Source organism: Curtobacterium sp. YC1, from assembly GCF_016267665.1.
In the GTDB taxonomy this organism is placed as follows: Bacteria; Actinomycetota; Actinomycetes; order Actinomycetales; family Microbacteriaceae; genus Curtobacterium.
Map to the genome: position 1 here is coordinate 1,071,007 of NZ_CP066341.1, position 15,599 is coordinate 1,086,605.

The window sequence follows — 15,599 nt, forward strand, 5'->3', positions numbered from 1 at the left end:
ACACCGCACGCCTGCGCCGCCCCGTGACGTGTCGCGCAGCGCGGAACGGCGCGGCCTCAGACCTCGCGCGCGAGCAGGAAGTCGTTGATGCGCGTCGTCATCTCGGCGTCGATCGGTCGGGCGTCGCCGTCCACCGAGCGGATCGGCGCCGCCTGCCGCACGCTCGACACGAGCCAGAGCGCGTCCGCCGCCCGCAGGTCGGCGAGGGTGACGAGCTCGTACGCGGTCTCGATGCCCTGCTCCTCGGCGAAGCGGAACACGTCGGCCTGCGTCGTGCCGGCCAGGATGCCGATGTCGGTGCGGGGCGTGACGAGTCGGTCGCCGACCTGCATGATCAGGTTCGCGCGCGTGCCCTCGAGCACGTAGCCGTCGCTCGAGACGAACAGGGCGTCGTCGGCGCCACGGCGAGCGGCCTCGCGCAGGGCGGCCATGTTGACCGCGTACGACAGCGTCTTCGCACCCTGCAGCAGCCACGGCGAGGTGCGCTCGACGTCGTGCCGGTACCCGCGGTCGAGCACGACGACGGAGATGCCCTCGGTGCGTGCAGCGGTCGAGTCGCCGGACGGTGCCGCGTAGACCCAGCCGGTCGGACGGTCGGTGCCCTCGACGCCGCGGGTCAGGACCGTCTTGACGAACGCCTCGCGCACCGGGTCGAGGCGGGCGCACACGGCCTCGATCGCCTGCCGCCACGCGTCGGTGTCCGGGGCGGGTAGGTCGAGCATCGCGGCCGAGCGGCCGAAGCGGGCGAGGTGCGCCTCGAGCGCCTGCGGACGGCCGTCGACCACCGTGATCGTCTCGAACACGCCGTCGCCCCGGACGAGGCCCAGGTCCTGCACCTGGATGTGCTCCTCGAGCGGCATCGACCAGGTCCAGGCGTCGGCCGCGGGGTCGTGCGGCGCAGCGTCGCGGGAGGGCTGGTTCAGGACGGCGAGCACGGTTTCGGTCATGCGCCCATCCAACCGCACGGCGGGTGGTCCGTGCCGGTCAACCGGCGTCGGGCAGGGCGCCGAGCAGTTTCCACACCGCCGGCGTGAGCTCCGGGTGCTGCAGGGCGATCCGGCGCAGCCGGTGGTACTCCTCGCCCAGCGCCGTCCCGTGGCCGGACGACGGGTGCATCGACCACCGAGCGTCGCGTGCACCGATGGCTTCGTCGAGGTCGACCGCGTCCGCGCGCAGGATGAGCACGACCTGCTCGTCGACGGTGGGGAGCGTCGGCATGAACTCCCACGGGTCCTCGCCCTGCCGGCTCCGGTGCTCGACGAGCATCGAGATCTCCTCGGCGGCTTCGGCGCGCAGCACTTCGAGGCTGCGCCCGGTCCTGCGGGGCTCAGCCATGGTGCCCCCGCAGCCCGCCTGCCATGCATCGAGCGTACGACACTTCTTCGGCCACACTGGACCCGTGAGCCCCCGCGACGAGAGCAAGTCCCAGCACCCCCGGGTGGTCGTCGTCTACCTGCTCCGGGACGGCGCGGCCGGCCCCGAGGTCCTGCTCGGTGAGAAGCGTCGCGGCCTCGGCGAGGGCCGCGTGGTCGGTCCGGGCGGCAAGCGCGAGCCGGGTGAGTCGGCGGTCGACACCGCCGTGCGCGAGGTGCGGGAGGAGGTCGGCCTGCGTCTCGACGCGGCCGACCTGGAGGCCCGTGGCACGTTGGACTACCGGTTCCCGTACCGTCCGTCCTGGTCCCAGGTCTCGGACGTGTTCGTCTGCCGCCGCTGGCAGGGGGAGCCCGTCGGCTCCGACGAGCTCGAGCCGCGGTGGATCCTGGTCGACGCGGTGCCGTACGACGCGATGTGGGACGACGCGCGGTACTGGTTGCCCGGAGTGCTCGCGGGCGGGGCGGTCCGCGCCCGGTTCACCTTCGCCGAGGACGACGCGACCGTGGCCGGGTTCACCGGGACCGGGGTCGGTGCACCCGGACGACCGGAGCGGGGCTAGCGCGTCGCCTGGGTGCGGGTACTCCCGGTGCGGGCTTCCTCGGCGGCGGCGATGACGTCGGCGTCACCGCTCCGGCCGCCCAGGGGTCGCACGAAGAAGTCGATGATGCCGAAGACGATCGCGCCGATCATCGAGAACATCGCCCACCCGACGAACAGGCCGGCGGTGTTCCGGCCGTCGGTGGGCGCGAGCACCACGCTCGCGGCGTAGAAGCCGACCGTCAGCACGAGGAACACGACGACGACGGTGACGAGGACGCGGTGCCAGGTGATGCGGGGGTTCATGCCCCCAGGATACGCGTCAGCGGTCCGCGTGCCGGCCGTGCTGCGCGGTGTCCGTGCGTGGTCCGGTCCGCTCCGCGGTGCGCTGCACGGCGATCCGTCCGGTGGGTGTCGGGTCGGGTTCCAGGCCGTCCCGGGCCCCGGTGAAGACGTCGCCCGCGGTGCGGTCGTCCTCCCAGCCGTCGTCGCGCAGCACGCTCAGGGTGCCGGTCTCGGTGGACGTCAGCCCGTGGCGCTCGAGCTCGGCGTCGCGCTGCTGGCCGAGGAACTCGCGGTTGGCGGTGTTGGCGTCCTGGAACATCGTGGTGCGGCCGGTGACGATCGCCCGGATCCGTCGGCGCTCCCACCACTTCTTGCCGAAGTACATGAGCACCAGCCCGGCGCCCGCGTAGCAGGCCATCGTCACCAGGCCACGGGTCGGACCGGGCCCGACGCCGTAGACCTGGTGCTTGATCATGTCGACCATGCTCGACCCGACGACGACGTTGTTGAGCCAGGCGAACGGCTCGGGCATGAACCACTTCGGGTAGGCCCCACCGGACGACGGCATGGACAGGAAGACGAAGCAGATCATCGCCGGGGCGGCGACGAAGCGGCCGACGAAGTAGCTCAGACCGTTCACCGCCAGGCCGATCGCCACGATCCACCCCCAGGCGATGAGGACGAGCACGACCCAGTGCCCGTGGATCGCACCGAGCACCGGTCCGGCGAGCGTGTTGGTGATGAGCGAGATGACCAGGCCGCCGACGACGATGACCGCCATCCGTGTGCGGTGGCGGAGCGGACCGCCCATGATCCCGATGAACATCGCGACCATGTACCCGCCGATGCACCAGGCGAGCATGACGTACATCGCGACCGTGCCGTACTCGTCCCACGCCGGCAGCGGCGCGAGTTCGGTGACCTGCGGTGCCGCGACGCCCGCGCCGGTGAGCACCGCCGTCAAGGTGGCCGGCACCACGGTGGCGACCTGGAACTGGTGGGCGCTGGCCGTGAAGAACGCGTTGGACGCCGGGTCGTACGCCACCGCCATCGACCCGCTCACCACGTCCCGCTTCGCCTGGGCGAGCGAGTCGTAGCTGTGGAAGACGAACTCACCAGGCAGCGCCTGCTGCACGGCCCGCACGAACCCGGGGTCGCTGCCGACCAGGGCGATCGGCACGTCGTGCGGGTGCGGTGCGTGGAAGGCGAACACGTAGCAGAGGCAGAAGCCGACGATGAAGAACAGCGGCATCCAGAGCTGCAGGCCGATGAGCTGCAGGGACGGGTGCAGCGTGGCGTACCACCGGCGGTAGGCGCTGTGCTGCCGTGGCGCGGGTACCGGGGCCTGGCGCGTGCCTCGTCGACCGGGTCGTGCCGCTCGGGCTCCGCCGGGGCGCTCCGGCACGTCGTCGTTCCTGGGGACGTCGTTCCGCGGCGTGCTCACTCGGCGCTCTGCTCCTGGTCTCGATCGGAGCGCCAGGATACGCCCGGGCCGGTCAGGAGCGGCTGCGCGAGGCCTGGGCCGAGTCCATCGCCAGCTCCTCGGCGTCCAGGGTGACGAGCACGCGGCGCATGACCTCCTCGTCGAGGTTGCCCTTCTCGCGTTCCTCGAGCACGATCTCGCGCCGTCGGTCGAGCAGCTCGCGTCGGATGTCCTGGATCTGCTCGCCGCGCAGTCGCGTCGGGGCGTTCCGCTCCTCGTCCGCTTCCTCCAGGGCGTCCTGGCGGAACGTCTCGACCTGTCGTTCGAGCCGCGCCTTGAGACGGTTCACCACCGAGTCGACCGCAGCATCGCCGTACTGCTTCGACCAGGCCGGCCGGCGCTGCTCGAGCAGCTCGATCGCGGCCTCGGTCGTCCGCTGGTTCAGGCGCATCTCGCTGCGGACGTCCTCCTCGCCCTCCGCGGGGTCCTGCACCTTGAGGGCCCGGATCACGAAGGGCAGGGTCAGGCCCTGCAGCAGGAGCGTCCCGACGGTGACGATGAACGCGATGACGAAGATGGTGTCCTGCGCCTTGATGTCGACCGGGTTGGCGACGACCGACACCGCAGCGGCGAGGGTCACCACGCCCCGCATCCCCGTCCACGAGATGACGGTGAGTTCGCGCCAGTTCAGCTTCGGCTCCGCCGTCCCGCGGATCCACCGCAGTGACGGGTGCCCGCGGGAGAGCCGGATGCGCAGGGGGCGGAACCACCGCCCGTTGAACCGGTTCCGCACGTACGACTCGAACACGAACAGCGGCCGCACCAGGATCACCACGGCCAGCACCACGGCGGCGGCGGTCAGGGTCTGCCCGAGACTCCGCTCGCTCTCGACCAGGTCCTGCACCACCGTGTTGAGCTGCAGGCCGATGAGGGCGAAGACGAAGCCCTCGAGGATGACGTCGATGCTCGTCCACAGAGGGCGTTCCTGCAGGCGGGTCGCGTAGCCCTCCTTCGGCGAGTTGTAGCCGATGTACAGGCCGGCGGTGACGACCGCGATGACCCCGGAGCCGGACAGGTCCTCGGCCAGGATGTACGCCACGAACGGCAGCAGGATGCTCATGATCGTCTCGACCACGGGGTCGTTGATCCGCATCCGGATCCAGTGCACCGCGACACCGAGCACGATGCCGACCGCCAGGCCGACCCCGATCGCCAGGCCGAAGATGCCGAGGTCCTGCCAGACCGTCAGCGAGGTGCCGGCGGCGATCAGCGTGAAGACCCGCACCAGGGTGAGCGAGGCCGCGTCGTTGATCAGGCTCTCGCCGGACAGCACCGTCATCACGCGGCGGGGGAGTCCGAGCTTCCGACCGATCGCGGCGGCGGACACGGCGTCCGGCGGCGCGACGATCGCGCCGAGCAGGATCGCCGCGGGCCAGTCCATGTCCGGGATGATGATGTACGCCGCGAGCCCGACGGCGAGCGCGGTGATGATCACCAGGAAGATGCCGAGACGGCGGATCTGCTTGATCGACTGCCGGAAGCTCTGCCACGACACGTCGAGCGCCGCGGAGTAGAGCAGCGGCGGCAGGATCACCGTGAGGATGACCTCGGAGTCGATCTCGATGGGCGGCAGTCCGGGCAGGAAGGACGCCGCCAGCGCGACGGCGGTCACCAGCAGCGGCGCCGGCAGCCCCTTCGCCCGAGCGAACCCGGTCACCGCGAGCGATCCGACCAACAGGATGAGGAGCTCGACGGTGTCCATGCCGTTCATCCTCCCATCCGGAAGGTTCCGAATCTGAACGACCCCGCAGGTCAGGTGAACGGACGGTGAACAGCAGGGTTTGTGCTCAGCCGCCCGGCCTGGGACACTTTCCCGCGGTGGACATCACACTCATAGTCGTCCTGGTCATCGCGTTGGCCCTCTTCTTCGACTTCACAAACGGTTTTCACGACACCGCCAACGCGATGGCGACCCCGATCGCCACCGGCGCCATGAAGCCCAAGGTGGCGGTCACCGTCGCAGCGGTGCTCAACCTGGTCGGTGCGTTCCTCAGCACCGCGGTGGCGACGTCGATCTCGCACGGCCTCATCAACGAGGGCCCGGGCGGCGTCGCGATCTCGCCGGAGATGATCTTCGCGGGGCTCATCGGGGCGGTCGTGTGGAACATGATCACGTGGCTGCGCGGTCTGCCCTCGTCGTCCTCACACGCGCTGTTCGGTGGGCTCATCGGTGCCGCGATCGTCGGCGCCGGGTTCGACTCCGTGAACTACGCCGCCCTGCTCACCGTCGTCATCATCCCGGCGTTCGCGTCGCCCGTGATCGCCGCGCTCGTGTCGCTCCTGTCGACCCGCATCGCGTACCGGATCACGAAGCGGCCGGTGTTCCCGAACGAACGTGGTGGCTTCCGCATCGGGCAGATCTTCACCAGCTCGATGGTGTCGCTCGCGCACGGCACGAACGACGCGCAGAAGACCATGGGCGTCATCACCCTGACGCTCATCGCCTCGGGCGCGCAGTCGTCGAACCAGGGCGTGCAGTTCTGGGTCGTCGTCGCCTGTGCCCTCGCGATCGCGCTCGGCACCTACACCGGCGGGTGGCGCATCATCCGTACCCTCGGCTCCGGCATCACCGAGATCCGCGCGACGCAGGGCTTCGCCGCCGAGGCGTCGACCGCCGCGACGATCCTGGCCTCGAGCCACCTCGGCTTCGCGCTGTCCACCACACAGGTGTCCTCCGGGTCGATCATCGGTGCCGGCCTCGGTCGCCGCGGTTCGAAGATCCAGTGGTCCACCGCCGGCAAGATCGTCATCGCGTGGTTCATCACCCTGCCCGCCGCCGCGGCCGTGGGCGCCGTCGCTTCGGGCATCGCCCGCCTGGGCGTCGGCGGGCTCGTCGTCGACGCGGTCGTCGGTGCCGCCGTGATCCTCGGGCTGTACCTGTGGTCGCTCCGGAAGCCGCACGAGCAGGCCGCCGCGATCGAGGTCGACGTCGCCGCGAACGCCGTCCTGACGCGCAAGGAGCTGCGCGACATGCAGCGCAAGAAGCGCGCGGACGCCGTCGCTCAGCGCCGTGCCGAGCTGAGCCGCGAGCGCACGCTCCGGCGCATGGCCGCCCGCAAGGGAGGCCGCCGATGATGGGGATCACGATCGGCGGACGCTGCTCCGCCGTCCTCGAGGGTGGAGACCGCTGATGGACATCGACTGGCTCGCCTTCCTCACCGTCGCGGTCGTCGCCGTGGTCTCGTCGTGCTTCGTCGTCGCCGTGTACTCGGTCGGCCTCCGGCTGTGGAGCGCTGCCGACACCCGCGCCGGCAAGTTCACCGTGAAGGACGACGGCACGATCGGCCCGGCCACCGCGGGCTTCCCGAACCCCGCCGGCGCCTCCACGGCGACCCGAGCACTCCGCGCCGCCGCCGTGGCCTGCTTCGTCGTCTGCGGCGCCGCCGTGCTCTACGGCATCTACCTGATCGTCCCGCAGTTCCACTGACGCGCCTGCGCCCCGCGTCTCGTCGCAGCGCTCGGTGAGCAGAAGACGTCGGGTCGCATGCGCTGACCCGACATCTTCTGCTCACTCGGTGCGCTGCGGTGCCGCGCGGCGGTCGAACGGGCGGAATGGGCGCGTTCGCGCTGCGCCCGCCTGCCCTTTCCGCCCGCTCGCGCTTCGTGAGCAGAAGATGTCGGGTCGCGTGCCCTGACTCGACATCTTCTGCTCACTCGATGCACGCTCGCGCGGCCGCGGGGCGAACGGGAGGCCCGTAGCGGCTTGGCGCCGCGCCTCCTGTCCGCTCGCCCGCCGCGAGCGGGCGTATTGCGCGCGTTCGCGCCGTGCCCGCCCGAACATTTCGCCCGCTCGCACTCAGTGAGCAGAAGATGTCGAGTCGCGCGCGCTGACCCGACATCTTCTGCTCACTCGTTGCGTTCCTGCGCGGCCTCGGGGAGGTCGGGAGGCCCGTGGCGGGCTGGCACCGCGCCTCCTGTCCGGTCGCCCCGCCCCGCCCCGTCCCGCCGCGAGCGGGCGGGATGCGCGCGTTCCCGCCGCGCCCGCCCGTCCTTTTCGCCCGCTCGCGTCTGCGGACCGGCCTCACTCGGTGCGTCCCCGCCCGCGCGCGGTCCGGACCGGCCAGACGGACGGGACTACCCTCGACGTGTGACCGGCAACGAGGAGGCACCTGTGACGACGACGACGCGGACCGAGAGCGACTCGCTGGGATCACGGGAGGTCCCGAACGACGCGTACTGGGGCATCAACACGCTGCGGGCGCTGGAGAACTTCCCGATCACCTCAGTGCCGATCGCCGTGTACCCGGACCTCATCGAGGCGCTCGTCACGGTGAAGCAGGCGGCTGCCCGGGCGAACCGGGCCATCGGCGTCCTGGACGACGAGCGCGCCGACGCGATCGACCGCGCGGCCCAGGAGGTCCGGGACGGTGCCCTCCGCGAGCAGTTCGTCGTCGACGTCGTGCAGGGCGGCGCCGGGACGAGCACGAACATGAACACGAACGAGGTGCTCGCGAACCGGGCACTCGAGCTCCTCGGGCGCGAGCGGGGTGACTACGCGTACCTGCACCCGATCGACCACGTGAACCGCAGCCAGTCGACGAACGACACGTACCCGACGAGCATCAAGATCGCGATGATCTTCGGCGTCCGCCGGCTGATCGAGCAGCTCGAACAGCTCTCCGCCGCGTTCGCCGAGCGCGGCCGGGCCTTCGCCGACGTGCTGAAGGTCGGGCGGACGCAGTTGCAGGACGCCGTGCCGATGACCCTCGGGCAGGAGTTCACCGGGTTCTCGCACACGATCCAGGAGGACGCTGACCTGCTCCGCAAGGTGATGCCCCTGCTGGCCGAGATGAACCTCGGCGCCACGGCGATCGGGACCGGCATCACCGCCGACCCGCTGTACCGCGACGAGGTGCGCCGGCAGCTGCAGGAAGCCAGCGGCATCGACGTCGTCACCGCACCCGACCTGATCGAGGCGACGAGTGACGCCGGGGCGTTCATGACCCTGTCCGGCACGGTCAAGCGCAGCGCCGCGAAGCTCTCGAAGATCTGCAACGACCTGCGGCTGCTGGCGTCCGGGCCGCAGGCGGGCCTCGGTGAGATCACGCTGCCCGCTCGCCAGGCCGGGTCGTCGATCATGCCCGGCAAGGTGAACCCGGTGATCCCCGAGGTCGTCAACCAGGTCGCCTACGCGGTGGCCGGTGCCGACACGACGGTGACGATGGCGGCCGAGAGCGGGCAGCTGCAGCTCAACGCCTTCGAGCCGATCATCGCGCACTCGATCCTGCAGTCGCTGCAGTGGATGTCCCGCGGGTGCGCGACCCTGCGTGAGCACTGCGTGGTCGGCATCGAGGCGAACGAGGCGAAGCTCGCCGCCCAGGTCGACACGAACGTCGGGGTCGTCACGGCTCTGACGCCCTACATCGGGTACGCGGCGGCGGCGTCGATCGCGCACACGGCGCTGACCACCTCGACGCCGATCTCCACGCTCGTCGTGGCGGCCGGGCTGATGGACGAGGACCAGGTCGCACGGGTGCTGAGCCCGGCACGGCTGTCGGGCATCGAGCTGGCGACCGGAGCCATCCCGATCGTGACCGAGGAGATGCTCGACGCCGAAGCGCGCAGGCGCTGAAGCGCAAGCGCAAGCGCAAGCGCAAGCGCAAGCGCAAGGCTAACGCGCGACGCGAACGCGCCGCGCCTCAGCGCCCCGGCATCGGCGGCTCGCCGACCCGGACCTGCTGCGCCATCGCCCGCAGGTGCTCCTCCGCAGGTGTCGACTCGGCACCGTCCGCCTCGGCCGCCCGCACCGCCGCCACTCGCACGTGCTGCGCGGCCGCGATGTCGGCGTCCCGCCACCGGGCCAGGACGAAGTTGCGGGTGACGTCCCGCAGGGGCAGCCGGATCGACTCGTCGGCCTCGATGCCGGCGAGCAGCTGCCGCATCCGGATCACCTCGGAGTCGAGCTCACCGCCGACGACGAGCACGAAGTTCGAGATGTACAGGTAGACGAGCAGCAGGATCGCGCCACCGAGCCACCCGTACGCGCGGTTCCCGCCGCCCAGCGTCTCGACGTAGAGCGCGAACCCCATGGTGGCGATCGCCCAGGTCACGATGGCGAACCCGGCCCCGGCCGAGACCCACCGCAGCTGTGGCGTCTTGACGTTCGGGGTGGCGTAGTAGAGCACCGCCACCATGACGACCAGGTCGACGGCGAGCACCGGCCACTTCGCCACGTTCCACACGTCGTCGATCCACGGCGCCCAGCCGAGCTGCCGGATCACGGCCTCGGAGATCGTGGGCGTCCCGAGCAGGATCACGATCGCGACGGCCCCGCCGACCATGACGAGCAGGGTGACCAGGAGCATCATGCTGCGGAACTTCCAGATGCGCCGACCCTCCTCGACCTCGTAGGCGGTGTTCATCGCCCGGCCGAACGCGGTCGCGTACCCGGACAGCGACCACAGGGTCAGGGCGACGCCGATCGAGAACCCGAGCCACGGGTTGTCGAGGGTGAGGAGCTGCCGCAGCGGCCCCTCGAGGTGCTCGGCGGTCTCCGGCCGCACGATGAAGCCCAGGACCTGGACGATGTCCGTCAGGCTGTCGCCCTGCCGGTCGACGATCGACAGGGCCGACACCACGGCGAGCGCGCTCGGGAACACCGTCAGCAGCGCGAAGAAGGTCAGCGAGGCGGCCGCGTCGACGACGCGGTGCCGGATGACGGAGTGGTAGGTGCGCCGGACGACGGCGCGGACTCCGGTCCGCTGGAGGTCGCGCGGGGCGCTGTCCGGCATGTGTCGTACGGTACCCGACCGGTGACGGCGCCCCGTGCCGCGGCGGTGACCGCAATGCCGGCCTGGAGGCCCGTGGCGGCGCCGCCCCGCGCCTCCCGTCCGCCTCGTCGTCGCGTCCACGACCCGCTGCCGCGACCCGGCAGCGGGTCGGGTCGGGCCGCCGTCAGTTCGCGTGGGGGTGCAGGGCGTCGTAGCGGCGGAACGAGGGGACCATGCGGAGGAGCAGCGCGACGAGGCCGATGATGAGCACCCCGCCGATGACCGGCGGGTACGCGATGCCGGCCGCGACGACCAGGCCGGCGTACAGGTCGCCGAGGCGCGGGCCACCCGTGACGACGACGATGAAGATGCCCTGCAGCCGGCCGCGCATGCCGTCGGGCGACGCCGCCTGCAGGATCGTGTTCCGGAACACCGAGCTGACGTTGTCGGCACCGCCGGCCATCGCCAGGAACAGCGCCGCGAGTCCGAGTGCCGGCAGGATCTCGACGCCGAACGCCTCACCCGAGCGCCCACCGAGCACGTGCGCCAGCGCGATGACGACGCCGAACGCCGCGATGGCCCCGCCGTACGCCGTGATCGCCCACCCGACGGCCTCGCCCTGGCGCCGCACGTGGCCGAGCGGGCCGGAGAACACGCTCGACAGCAGTGCTCCGATGGCGTACGCGGCGGTCAGCGTGCCGACGGTGATCGACCCGCCGCCGATCACGAGCGCGCCGATCGCCGGGAACAGCACGCGCGGCTGTCCGAACGTCATCGCGACGATGTCGAGCACGAACGTCATCGTGATGTTGCGGGAGCGCCGGAGGAACCGCGCGCCCTCGATCAGGGAGCCGAGCCCCGGTCGGAGCGCGTCGCGGTCGGCGGCCATCCTCGGCAGCGTGAACACCCCGAGGAACGCGAACGTGAACAGCACGACGTCGATCGTGTAGGTCGGTGCGAAGCCGACGCTCGCGATGAGCACGCCCGCGATCGCCGGGCCCACGGTGACCTGGAACCCTGACGCGATCCCGCCCAGGGCGCTCGCCGCGGGGAGCAGGTCGGTGCCGACCAGCCGCGGCACGATCGCCGAGCGGGACGCGTTGCTGACGGTCGCGGCCACGGCGTTCACGGTGGCGAGCACGTAGAGCAGCAGCACGCTGTGCAGGTCGAGCCAGGCGTGCGTGGCGATCAGGGCGACCGCGACCCAGGCGACGATCGACGAGACCAACGCGACCAGCCGTCGGTCGAAGGCGTCGGCGAGCATCCCGCCGTACAGCCCCGCGACGATCATCGGCAGGAGCGCGATGACCCCGACGAGCGCGACGGCGAAGGTCGAGCGGGTGATCTCGTACACCTCGAGCCCGACGGCGACGGTGGTCATCTGGGTCCCGATGCCGGCGATCGCCGTGCCGGCCCAGAGCCGGGCGAAGGCGGGGGAGCGACGGAGCGGGGTGAGGTCGGCGAGCAGGCGGCGGCGCGGCGGTGCGGGAGTCGGTGGTGTCACGGTGGAACCATTCTGCGGGCTGGACGGTCGTTGCGTGTGCCCTGACCGGCCTCTGGTTGACTGATCGGCATGACTGACCTCAACAGCAAGCCCGAGTTCGACGCTCCCGAGGGCCCCGCCCCCACCGACCTCGTCATCACCGACATCGTCGAGGGCGACGGCGACGTGGCGAGCGCCGGCTCCACCGTGAAGGTCCACTACGCCGGCGTCGAGTACGAGACCGGCGAGGAGTTCGACAGCTCGTGGAACCGCGGCGAGCCCATCGACTTCCCGCTCGCGGCGCTCGTGCGCGGCTGGCAGGAGGGCATCCCCGGCATGAAGGTCGGCGGACGCCGCAAGCTCGTCGTCCCGCCGGAGCTCGCCTACGGCCCCGCCGGCGGCGGCCACTTCCTGTCCGGCAAGACCCTGATCTTCGTCATCGACCTGCTCGGGGTCCGCTGATGCAGGTCGGCGCCCCGACCATCGAGCTGAACGACGGGCACCGGTTCCCGGAGCTCGGCCTCGGCACGTACGGCCTGAACGGCGACGAGGGCGCCGCGGCCGTCGGCACCGCGATCGCGAGCGGGTACCGCCTGCTCGACACCGCGCTCAACTACGGCAACGAGGACGCCGTCGGCCGGGCCGTGCGGGAGTCCGAGGTGGCACGCGAGGACCTCGTCGTCACGTCGAAGCTGCCCGGTCGGCACCACGGCTACGACGAGGCGCACCGGTCGATCGACGAGACCCTGGGCAACCTGGGCCTCGACTCCGTCGACCTGTACCTCATCCACTGGCCGAACCCGTCGGTGGACAAGTTCGTCGACACCTGGAAGGCCTTCGTCGACCTGCGCGACAGCGGCAAGGTCCGCTCGATCGGCGTCTCGAACTTCACGCCCGAGCACCTGCGCCGCATCGTCGACGCCACCGGGGTCGCACCGGCCGTGAACCAGGTCGAGCTGCACCCGTACTTCCCCCAGGCGGAACTGCGGAAGGTGCACCAGGAGCTCGGCATCGTGACCGAGAGCTGGAGTCCGCTCGCGAAGCGGTCGGAACTGCTCACCGAACAGCCGATCGTCGACGCCGCTGCCGCGCACGGTGTGGCGCCCGGCCAGGTCGTGCTGCGCTGGCACGTCCAGCTCGGTGCCGTGCCGGTGCCGAAGTCGGGCGACGCCGCCCGCCAGAAGGAGAACCTCGACGTCTTCGGCTTCGAGCTGACCGACGACGAGGTGCAGGCGATCTCCGCGCTGGAGCGCGGTCGTCTGTGGGACGGCGACCCGGACACGCACGAAGAGATGTAGACGCTGACGCGTCTGACGGACGGGAGGCGCGGTGCCAGCTGGCACCGCGCCTCCCGTCGCGTGTCGGCGGACGTCGCCCGCGGTCGACCCGGTCCGATCTGTCCGCCCTGCGGGACTACACTGGACACCCCTCTTTCCCGAAGGGTTGTGTGTGTCCGAACCGACCGAGATCGACCGTGAACGCGGCTACGTCGACGGCCTGTTCCGTCGTCTCGACGAGCTGACCGCCGAAGCCGGACAGCGCCTCGCCGAGACCCGTCGCCAGACGGTCGGTGGCAACCACCAGAGCCGCAGCGAGCGCGACGCCTACGCGCGGCTCTACGAGGACACCGTCGCCACACTCGAGCGCGTCGGTGACCGTCTGGTGTTCGGTCGACTCGAGGTGGCCGAGCCCGAGACCCCGGACGACGCCTTCCGCTACATCGGCCGCGTGGGGCTGCGCGACGCGGAGCACCGGCCGCTGCTGCTCGACTGGCGAGTGCCCGGTGCCAGCGCGTTCTACCAGGCCACCGCCGCCCACCCGATGGGCATGCGGGCTCGTCGGCACCTGTCGCTGCAGGGCCGCACGGTCGTCGGCGTCGAGGACGAGGTGTTCGACGCCTCGCTGTACGACGACGAACGCACCCACCTGCAGGGCGAGGGAGCGCTGCTCGCCGCCGTGACCGCCGAGCGCACCGGTCGGATGACCGACATCGTCGCGACGATCCAGGGCGAGCAGGACCGCATCATCCGGTCCCCGCTCGAGGGCGTGCTCATCGTGCAGGGCGGCCCCGGCACCGGCAAGACCGCCGTCGCACTGCACCGCGCCGCCTACCTGCTGTACTCGTACCGCGAGCGGCTCCGGGGCTCCGGCGTGCTCATGGTCGGCCCGTCGTCGGCGTTCCTGACGTACATCGAGCAGGTGCTGCCGTCGCTCGGCGAGACCGGTGTCGTGATGGCCTCGCTCGGGTCGCTGTACCCGGGCGTGCACGCCACGACCCACGACTCTCGTGACGTCGCCGCCGTGAAGGGCGCGGCGCAGACCGCGTCGCTCCTGCGCCGGGCCGTGCGCTCGCGGCAGGTCGTGCCCACCGAGTCCGTGACGCTCGACGTCGAGGGCGAGCGGCTCGTGGTCCCGCCGCAGCTCGTCGCCGACGCCATGAAGCGGGCGCAGGACCGCGGCAAGCCGCACAACGTCGCCCGCGTCACGTTCAACAAGATCGCCCTCGACGCGATGACCCGCCTGCTCGCCGACCAGCTGCGGGAGCGCGGCACCACGGTGGACGAGGCCGACGAGAAGGTCCTGCGCGAGGACATCCGCAGCTCGTACGACGCCCGGGTCCTGCTCAACACGGCCTGGCTGCCGTTGCCGCCGGAGAAGTTCCTCGAGGACCTCTACGCCCGGCCGAACTGGCTCGCATCGCTGACCCCCGACTGGACCCCGGAGCGCCGCGCACTGCTGCACCGTGCGCGCGGTGCCGGGTGGACCGTCGAGGACGTCCCGCTGCTCGACGAGGCCGCCGAACTGCTCGGCCCGTTCGACCCGACCGGCGGTGCCGCCAAGCGCGCGGCCAAGGCCAGCCGCAACCGCGACATCGAGAACGCCCGCCAGGCCATCGAGAACATGGGCGTCGAGGGCATCGTCAGTGCCGAACAGGTCGCCGGCTCGTTCGCCGAGGGCGGCGACCCCCGCTCGACCGCGGAGCGTGCCGCCGACGACCGCGAGTGGACCTACGGCCACATCGTGGTGGACGAGGCCCAGGAGCTCTCGCCGATGCAGTGGCGCGTGCTCGCGCGACGGAACCCGCTGCGGTCCTTCACGATCGTCGGCGACATGGCGCAGGGCTCCTCGCCCGGTGCCGCCCGCACCTGGGACGACGTGCTCGGGGCACTGGCCCGTCGCCGGCGGGGTCGCGCACCCCAGGTCCCGCTCGACCACCGCATCGAGCAGCTCACCGTCAACTACCGCACGCCGCGCTCCATCGTGCTCGCCGCGGGGGAGTACGCCGACGCCGCCGGACTGACGGTCACCCGCAACGAGGCCGTTCGTGACGGCGACCCCGTCGAACGCGTCCGGGTGTCCCGCGCCGACCTGCTCGACACCGTCGCGCGCGTGGCCGACGCCGAACGCGCACGGATCGGCGCCGGGACGATCGGTGTGATCGTCCCCGAGTCGGACGTCGACGCCGTGCGCCGGCGGCTCGCCCGCACCGAGGCCGACGTCCGCGGGCTGGCGTCGCCGCAGGCCGGGTCGCTCACGGTGCTCACCGGTGCGGACGCCAAGGGGCTCGAGTTCGACGGCGTGCTGCTCGTCGACCCCGACGGCGTCGGTGCGGATGCCGCCCGACCTGCCGCCGCGGTCTACGTCGCGATGACCCGTCCGACGCGCCGCCTGACGGTCATCGACGTGGCCTGAGCGGGGTCGCGCCCGGCGCCGCTCGTCACGTCCG

14 protein-coding genes are annotated in these 15,599 nt (G+C 71.5%); 7 read left to right on the top strand and 7 right to left on the bottom strand.

Going from position 1 to position 15,599, the window contains the following annotated elements:
• Window positions 1-56: 56 nt before the first annotated feature.
• Window positions 57-947 (bottom strand): aminodeoxychorismate lyase, encoded by an 891-nt coding sequence (locus tag I8920_RS05140; RefSeq protein ID WP_198658081.1) that lies wholly within the window; start codon window positions 945-947, stop codon window positions 57-59.
• Between the two features lie 37 nt (window positions 948-984).
• Window positions 985-1,335 carry a tryptophan synthase subunit alpha gene (locus I8920_RS05145; protein WP_198658082.1) on the bottom strand — a complete coding sequence of 117 codons (351 nt, stop codon included), beginning with the start codon at window positions 1,333-1,335 and terminating at the stop codon, window positions 985-987.
• A gap of 64 nt (window positions 1,336-1,399) precedes the next feature.
• On the opposite strand from I8920_RS05145, the gene I8920_RS05150 reads away from it, so the two are divergent.
• Complete coding sequence (locus tag I8920_RS05150) at window positions 1,400-1,933, top strand: 8-oxo-dGTP diphosphatase (RefSeq protein ID WP_198658083.1); 534 nt, start codon at window positions 1,400-1,402, stop codon at window positions 1,931-1,933.
• On the opposite strand, the gene I8920_RS05155 is transcribed toward I8920_RS05150, so the two are convergent.
• From I8920_RS05155 to I8920_RS05165, 3 genes are read right to left on the bottom strand one after another with little or no spacing between them, the layout of a single operon-like run.
• Window positions 1,930-2,217, bottom strand: a complete 288-nt coding sequence (locus I8920_RS05155) for a hypothetical protein (RefSeq protein WP_198658084.1) — start codon at window positions 2,215-2,217, stop codon at window positions 1,930-1,932. The genes I8920_RS05150 and I8920_RS05155 overlap by 4 nt on opposite strands.
• Before the next feature lie 16 nt (window positions 2,218-2,233).
• The gene (locus I8920_RS05160) at window positions 2,234-3,640 is read right to left on the bottom strand and encodes an ABC transporter permease (RefSeq protein WP_198658085.1); all 1,407 of its coding nucleotides are present in this window, start codon (window positions 3,638-3,640) and stop codon (window positions 2,234-2,236) included.
• Window positions 3,641-3,692: 52 nt separating this feature from the next.
• A complete protein-coding gene (locus I8920_RS05165) occupies window positions 3,693-5,381 on the bottom strand; it encodes a cation:proton antiporter (RefSeq protein WP_198658086.1) in 1,689 nt (562 codons plus the stop codon).
• Window positions 5,382-5,497: 116 nt separating this feature from the next.
• Between I8920_RS05165 and I8920_RS05170 the strand changes: the two genes are divergently transcribed.
• The 3 genes from I8920_RS05170 to I8920_RS05180 all read left to right on the top strand — a co-directional run bounded on the left by I8920_RS05170 (window position 5,498) and on the right by I8920_RS05180 (window position 9,251).
• Window positions 5,498-6,754 (top strand): inorganic phosphate transporter, encoded by a 1,257-nt coding sequence (locus I8920_RS05170; protein ID WP_232832830.1) that lies wholly within the window; start codon window positions 5,498-5,500, stop codon window positions 6,752-6,754.
• 55 nt (window positions 6,755-6,809) lie between these two features.
• The gene (locus I8920_RS05175) at window positions 6,810-7,106 is read left to right on the top strand and encodes a hypothetical protein (RefSeq protein WP_198658087.1); all 297 of its coding nucleotides are present in this window, start codon (window positions 6,810-6,812) and stop codon (window positions 7,104-7,106) included.
• Between the two features lie 660 nt (window positions 7,107-7,766).
• Window positions 7,767-9,251, top strand: a complete 1,485-nt coding sequence (locus I8920_RS05180) for an aspartate ammonia-lyase (RefSeq protein WP_198658088.1) — start codon at window positions 7,767-7,769, stop codon at window positions 9,249-9,251.
• Window positions 9,252-9,318: 67 nt separating this feature from the next.
• Here the strand turns inward: I8920_RS05180 and I8920_RS05185 are convergent, their stop codons facing one another.
• Both I8920_RS05185 and I8920_RS05190 read right to left on the bottom strand, forming a co-directional pair.
• Window positions 9,319-10,410: a YihY/virulence factor BrkB family protein gene (locus tag I8920_RS05185; protein WP_198658089.1), complete on the bottom strand. Its 1,092-nt coding sequence runs from the start codon at window positions 10,408-10,410 to the stop codon at window positions 9,319-9,321.
• 163 nt (window positions 10,411-10,573) lie between these two features.
• Complete coding sequence (locus I8920_RS05190; RefSeq protein ID WP_198658090.1) at window positions 10,574-11,893, bottom strand: MFS transporter; 1,320 nt, start codon at window positions 11,891-11,893, stop codon at window positions 10,574-10,576.
• 69 nt (window positions 11,894-11,962) lie between these two features.
• Between I8920_RS05190 and I8920_RS05195 the strand changes: the two genes are divergently transcribed.
• The 3 genes from I8920_RS05195 to I8920_RS05205 all read left to right on the top strand — a co-directional run bounded on the left by I8920_RS05195 (window position 11,963) and on the right by I8920_RS05205 (window position 15,565).
• Window positions 11,963-12,334: an FKBP-type peptidyl-prolyl cis-trans isomerase gene (locus I8920_RS05195; protein ID WP_111084569.1), complete on the top strand. Its 372-nt coding sequence runs from the start codon at window positions 11,963-11,965 to the stop codon at window positions 12,332-12,334.
• Window positions 12,334-13,170 (top strand): aldo/keto reductase, encoded by an 837-nt coding sequence (locus I8920_RS05200; protein WP_198658091.1) that lies wholly within the window; start codon window positions 12,334-12,336, stop codon window positions 13,168-13,170. The genes I8920_RS05195 and I8920_RS05200 overlap by 1 nt, the downstream gene beginning before the upstream one ends.
• Before the next feature lie 151 nt (window positions 13,171-13,321).
• On the top strand, window positions 13,322-15,565 hold the full coding sequence (locus tag I8920_RS05205; protein WP_198658092.1) for a HelD family protein: 2,244 nt from the start codon (window positions 13,322-13,324) through the stop codon (window positions 15,563-15,565).
• The last annotated feature ends 34 nt before the right edge of the window (window positions 15,566-15,599 follow it).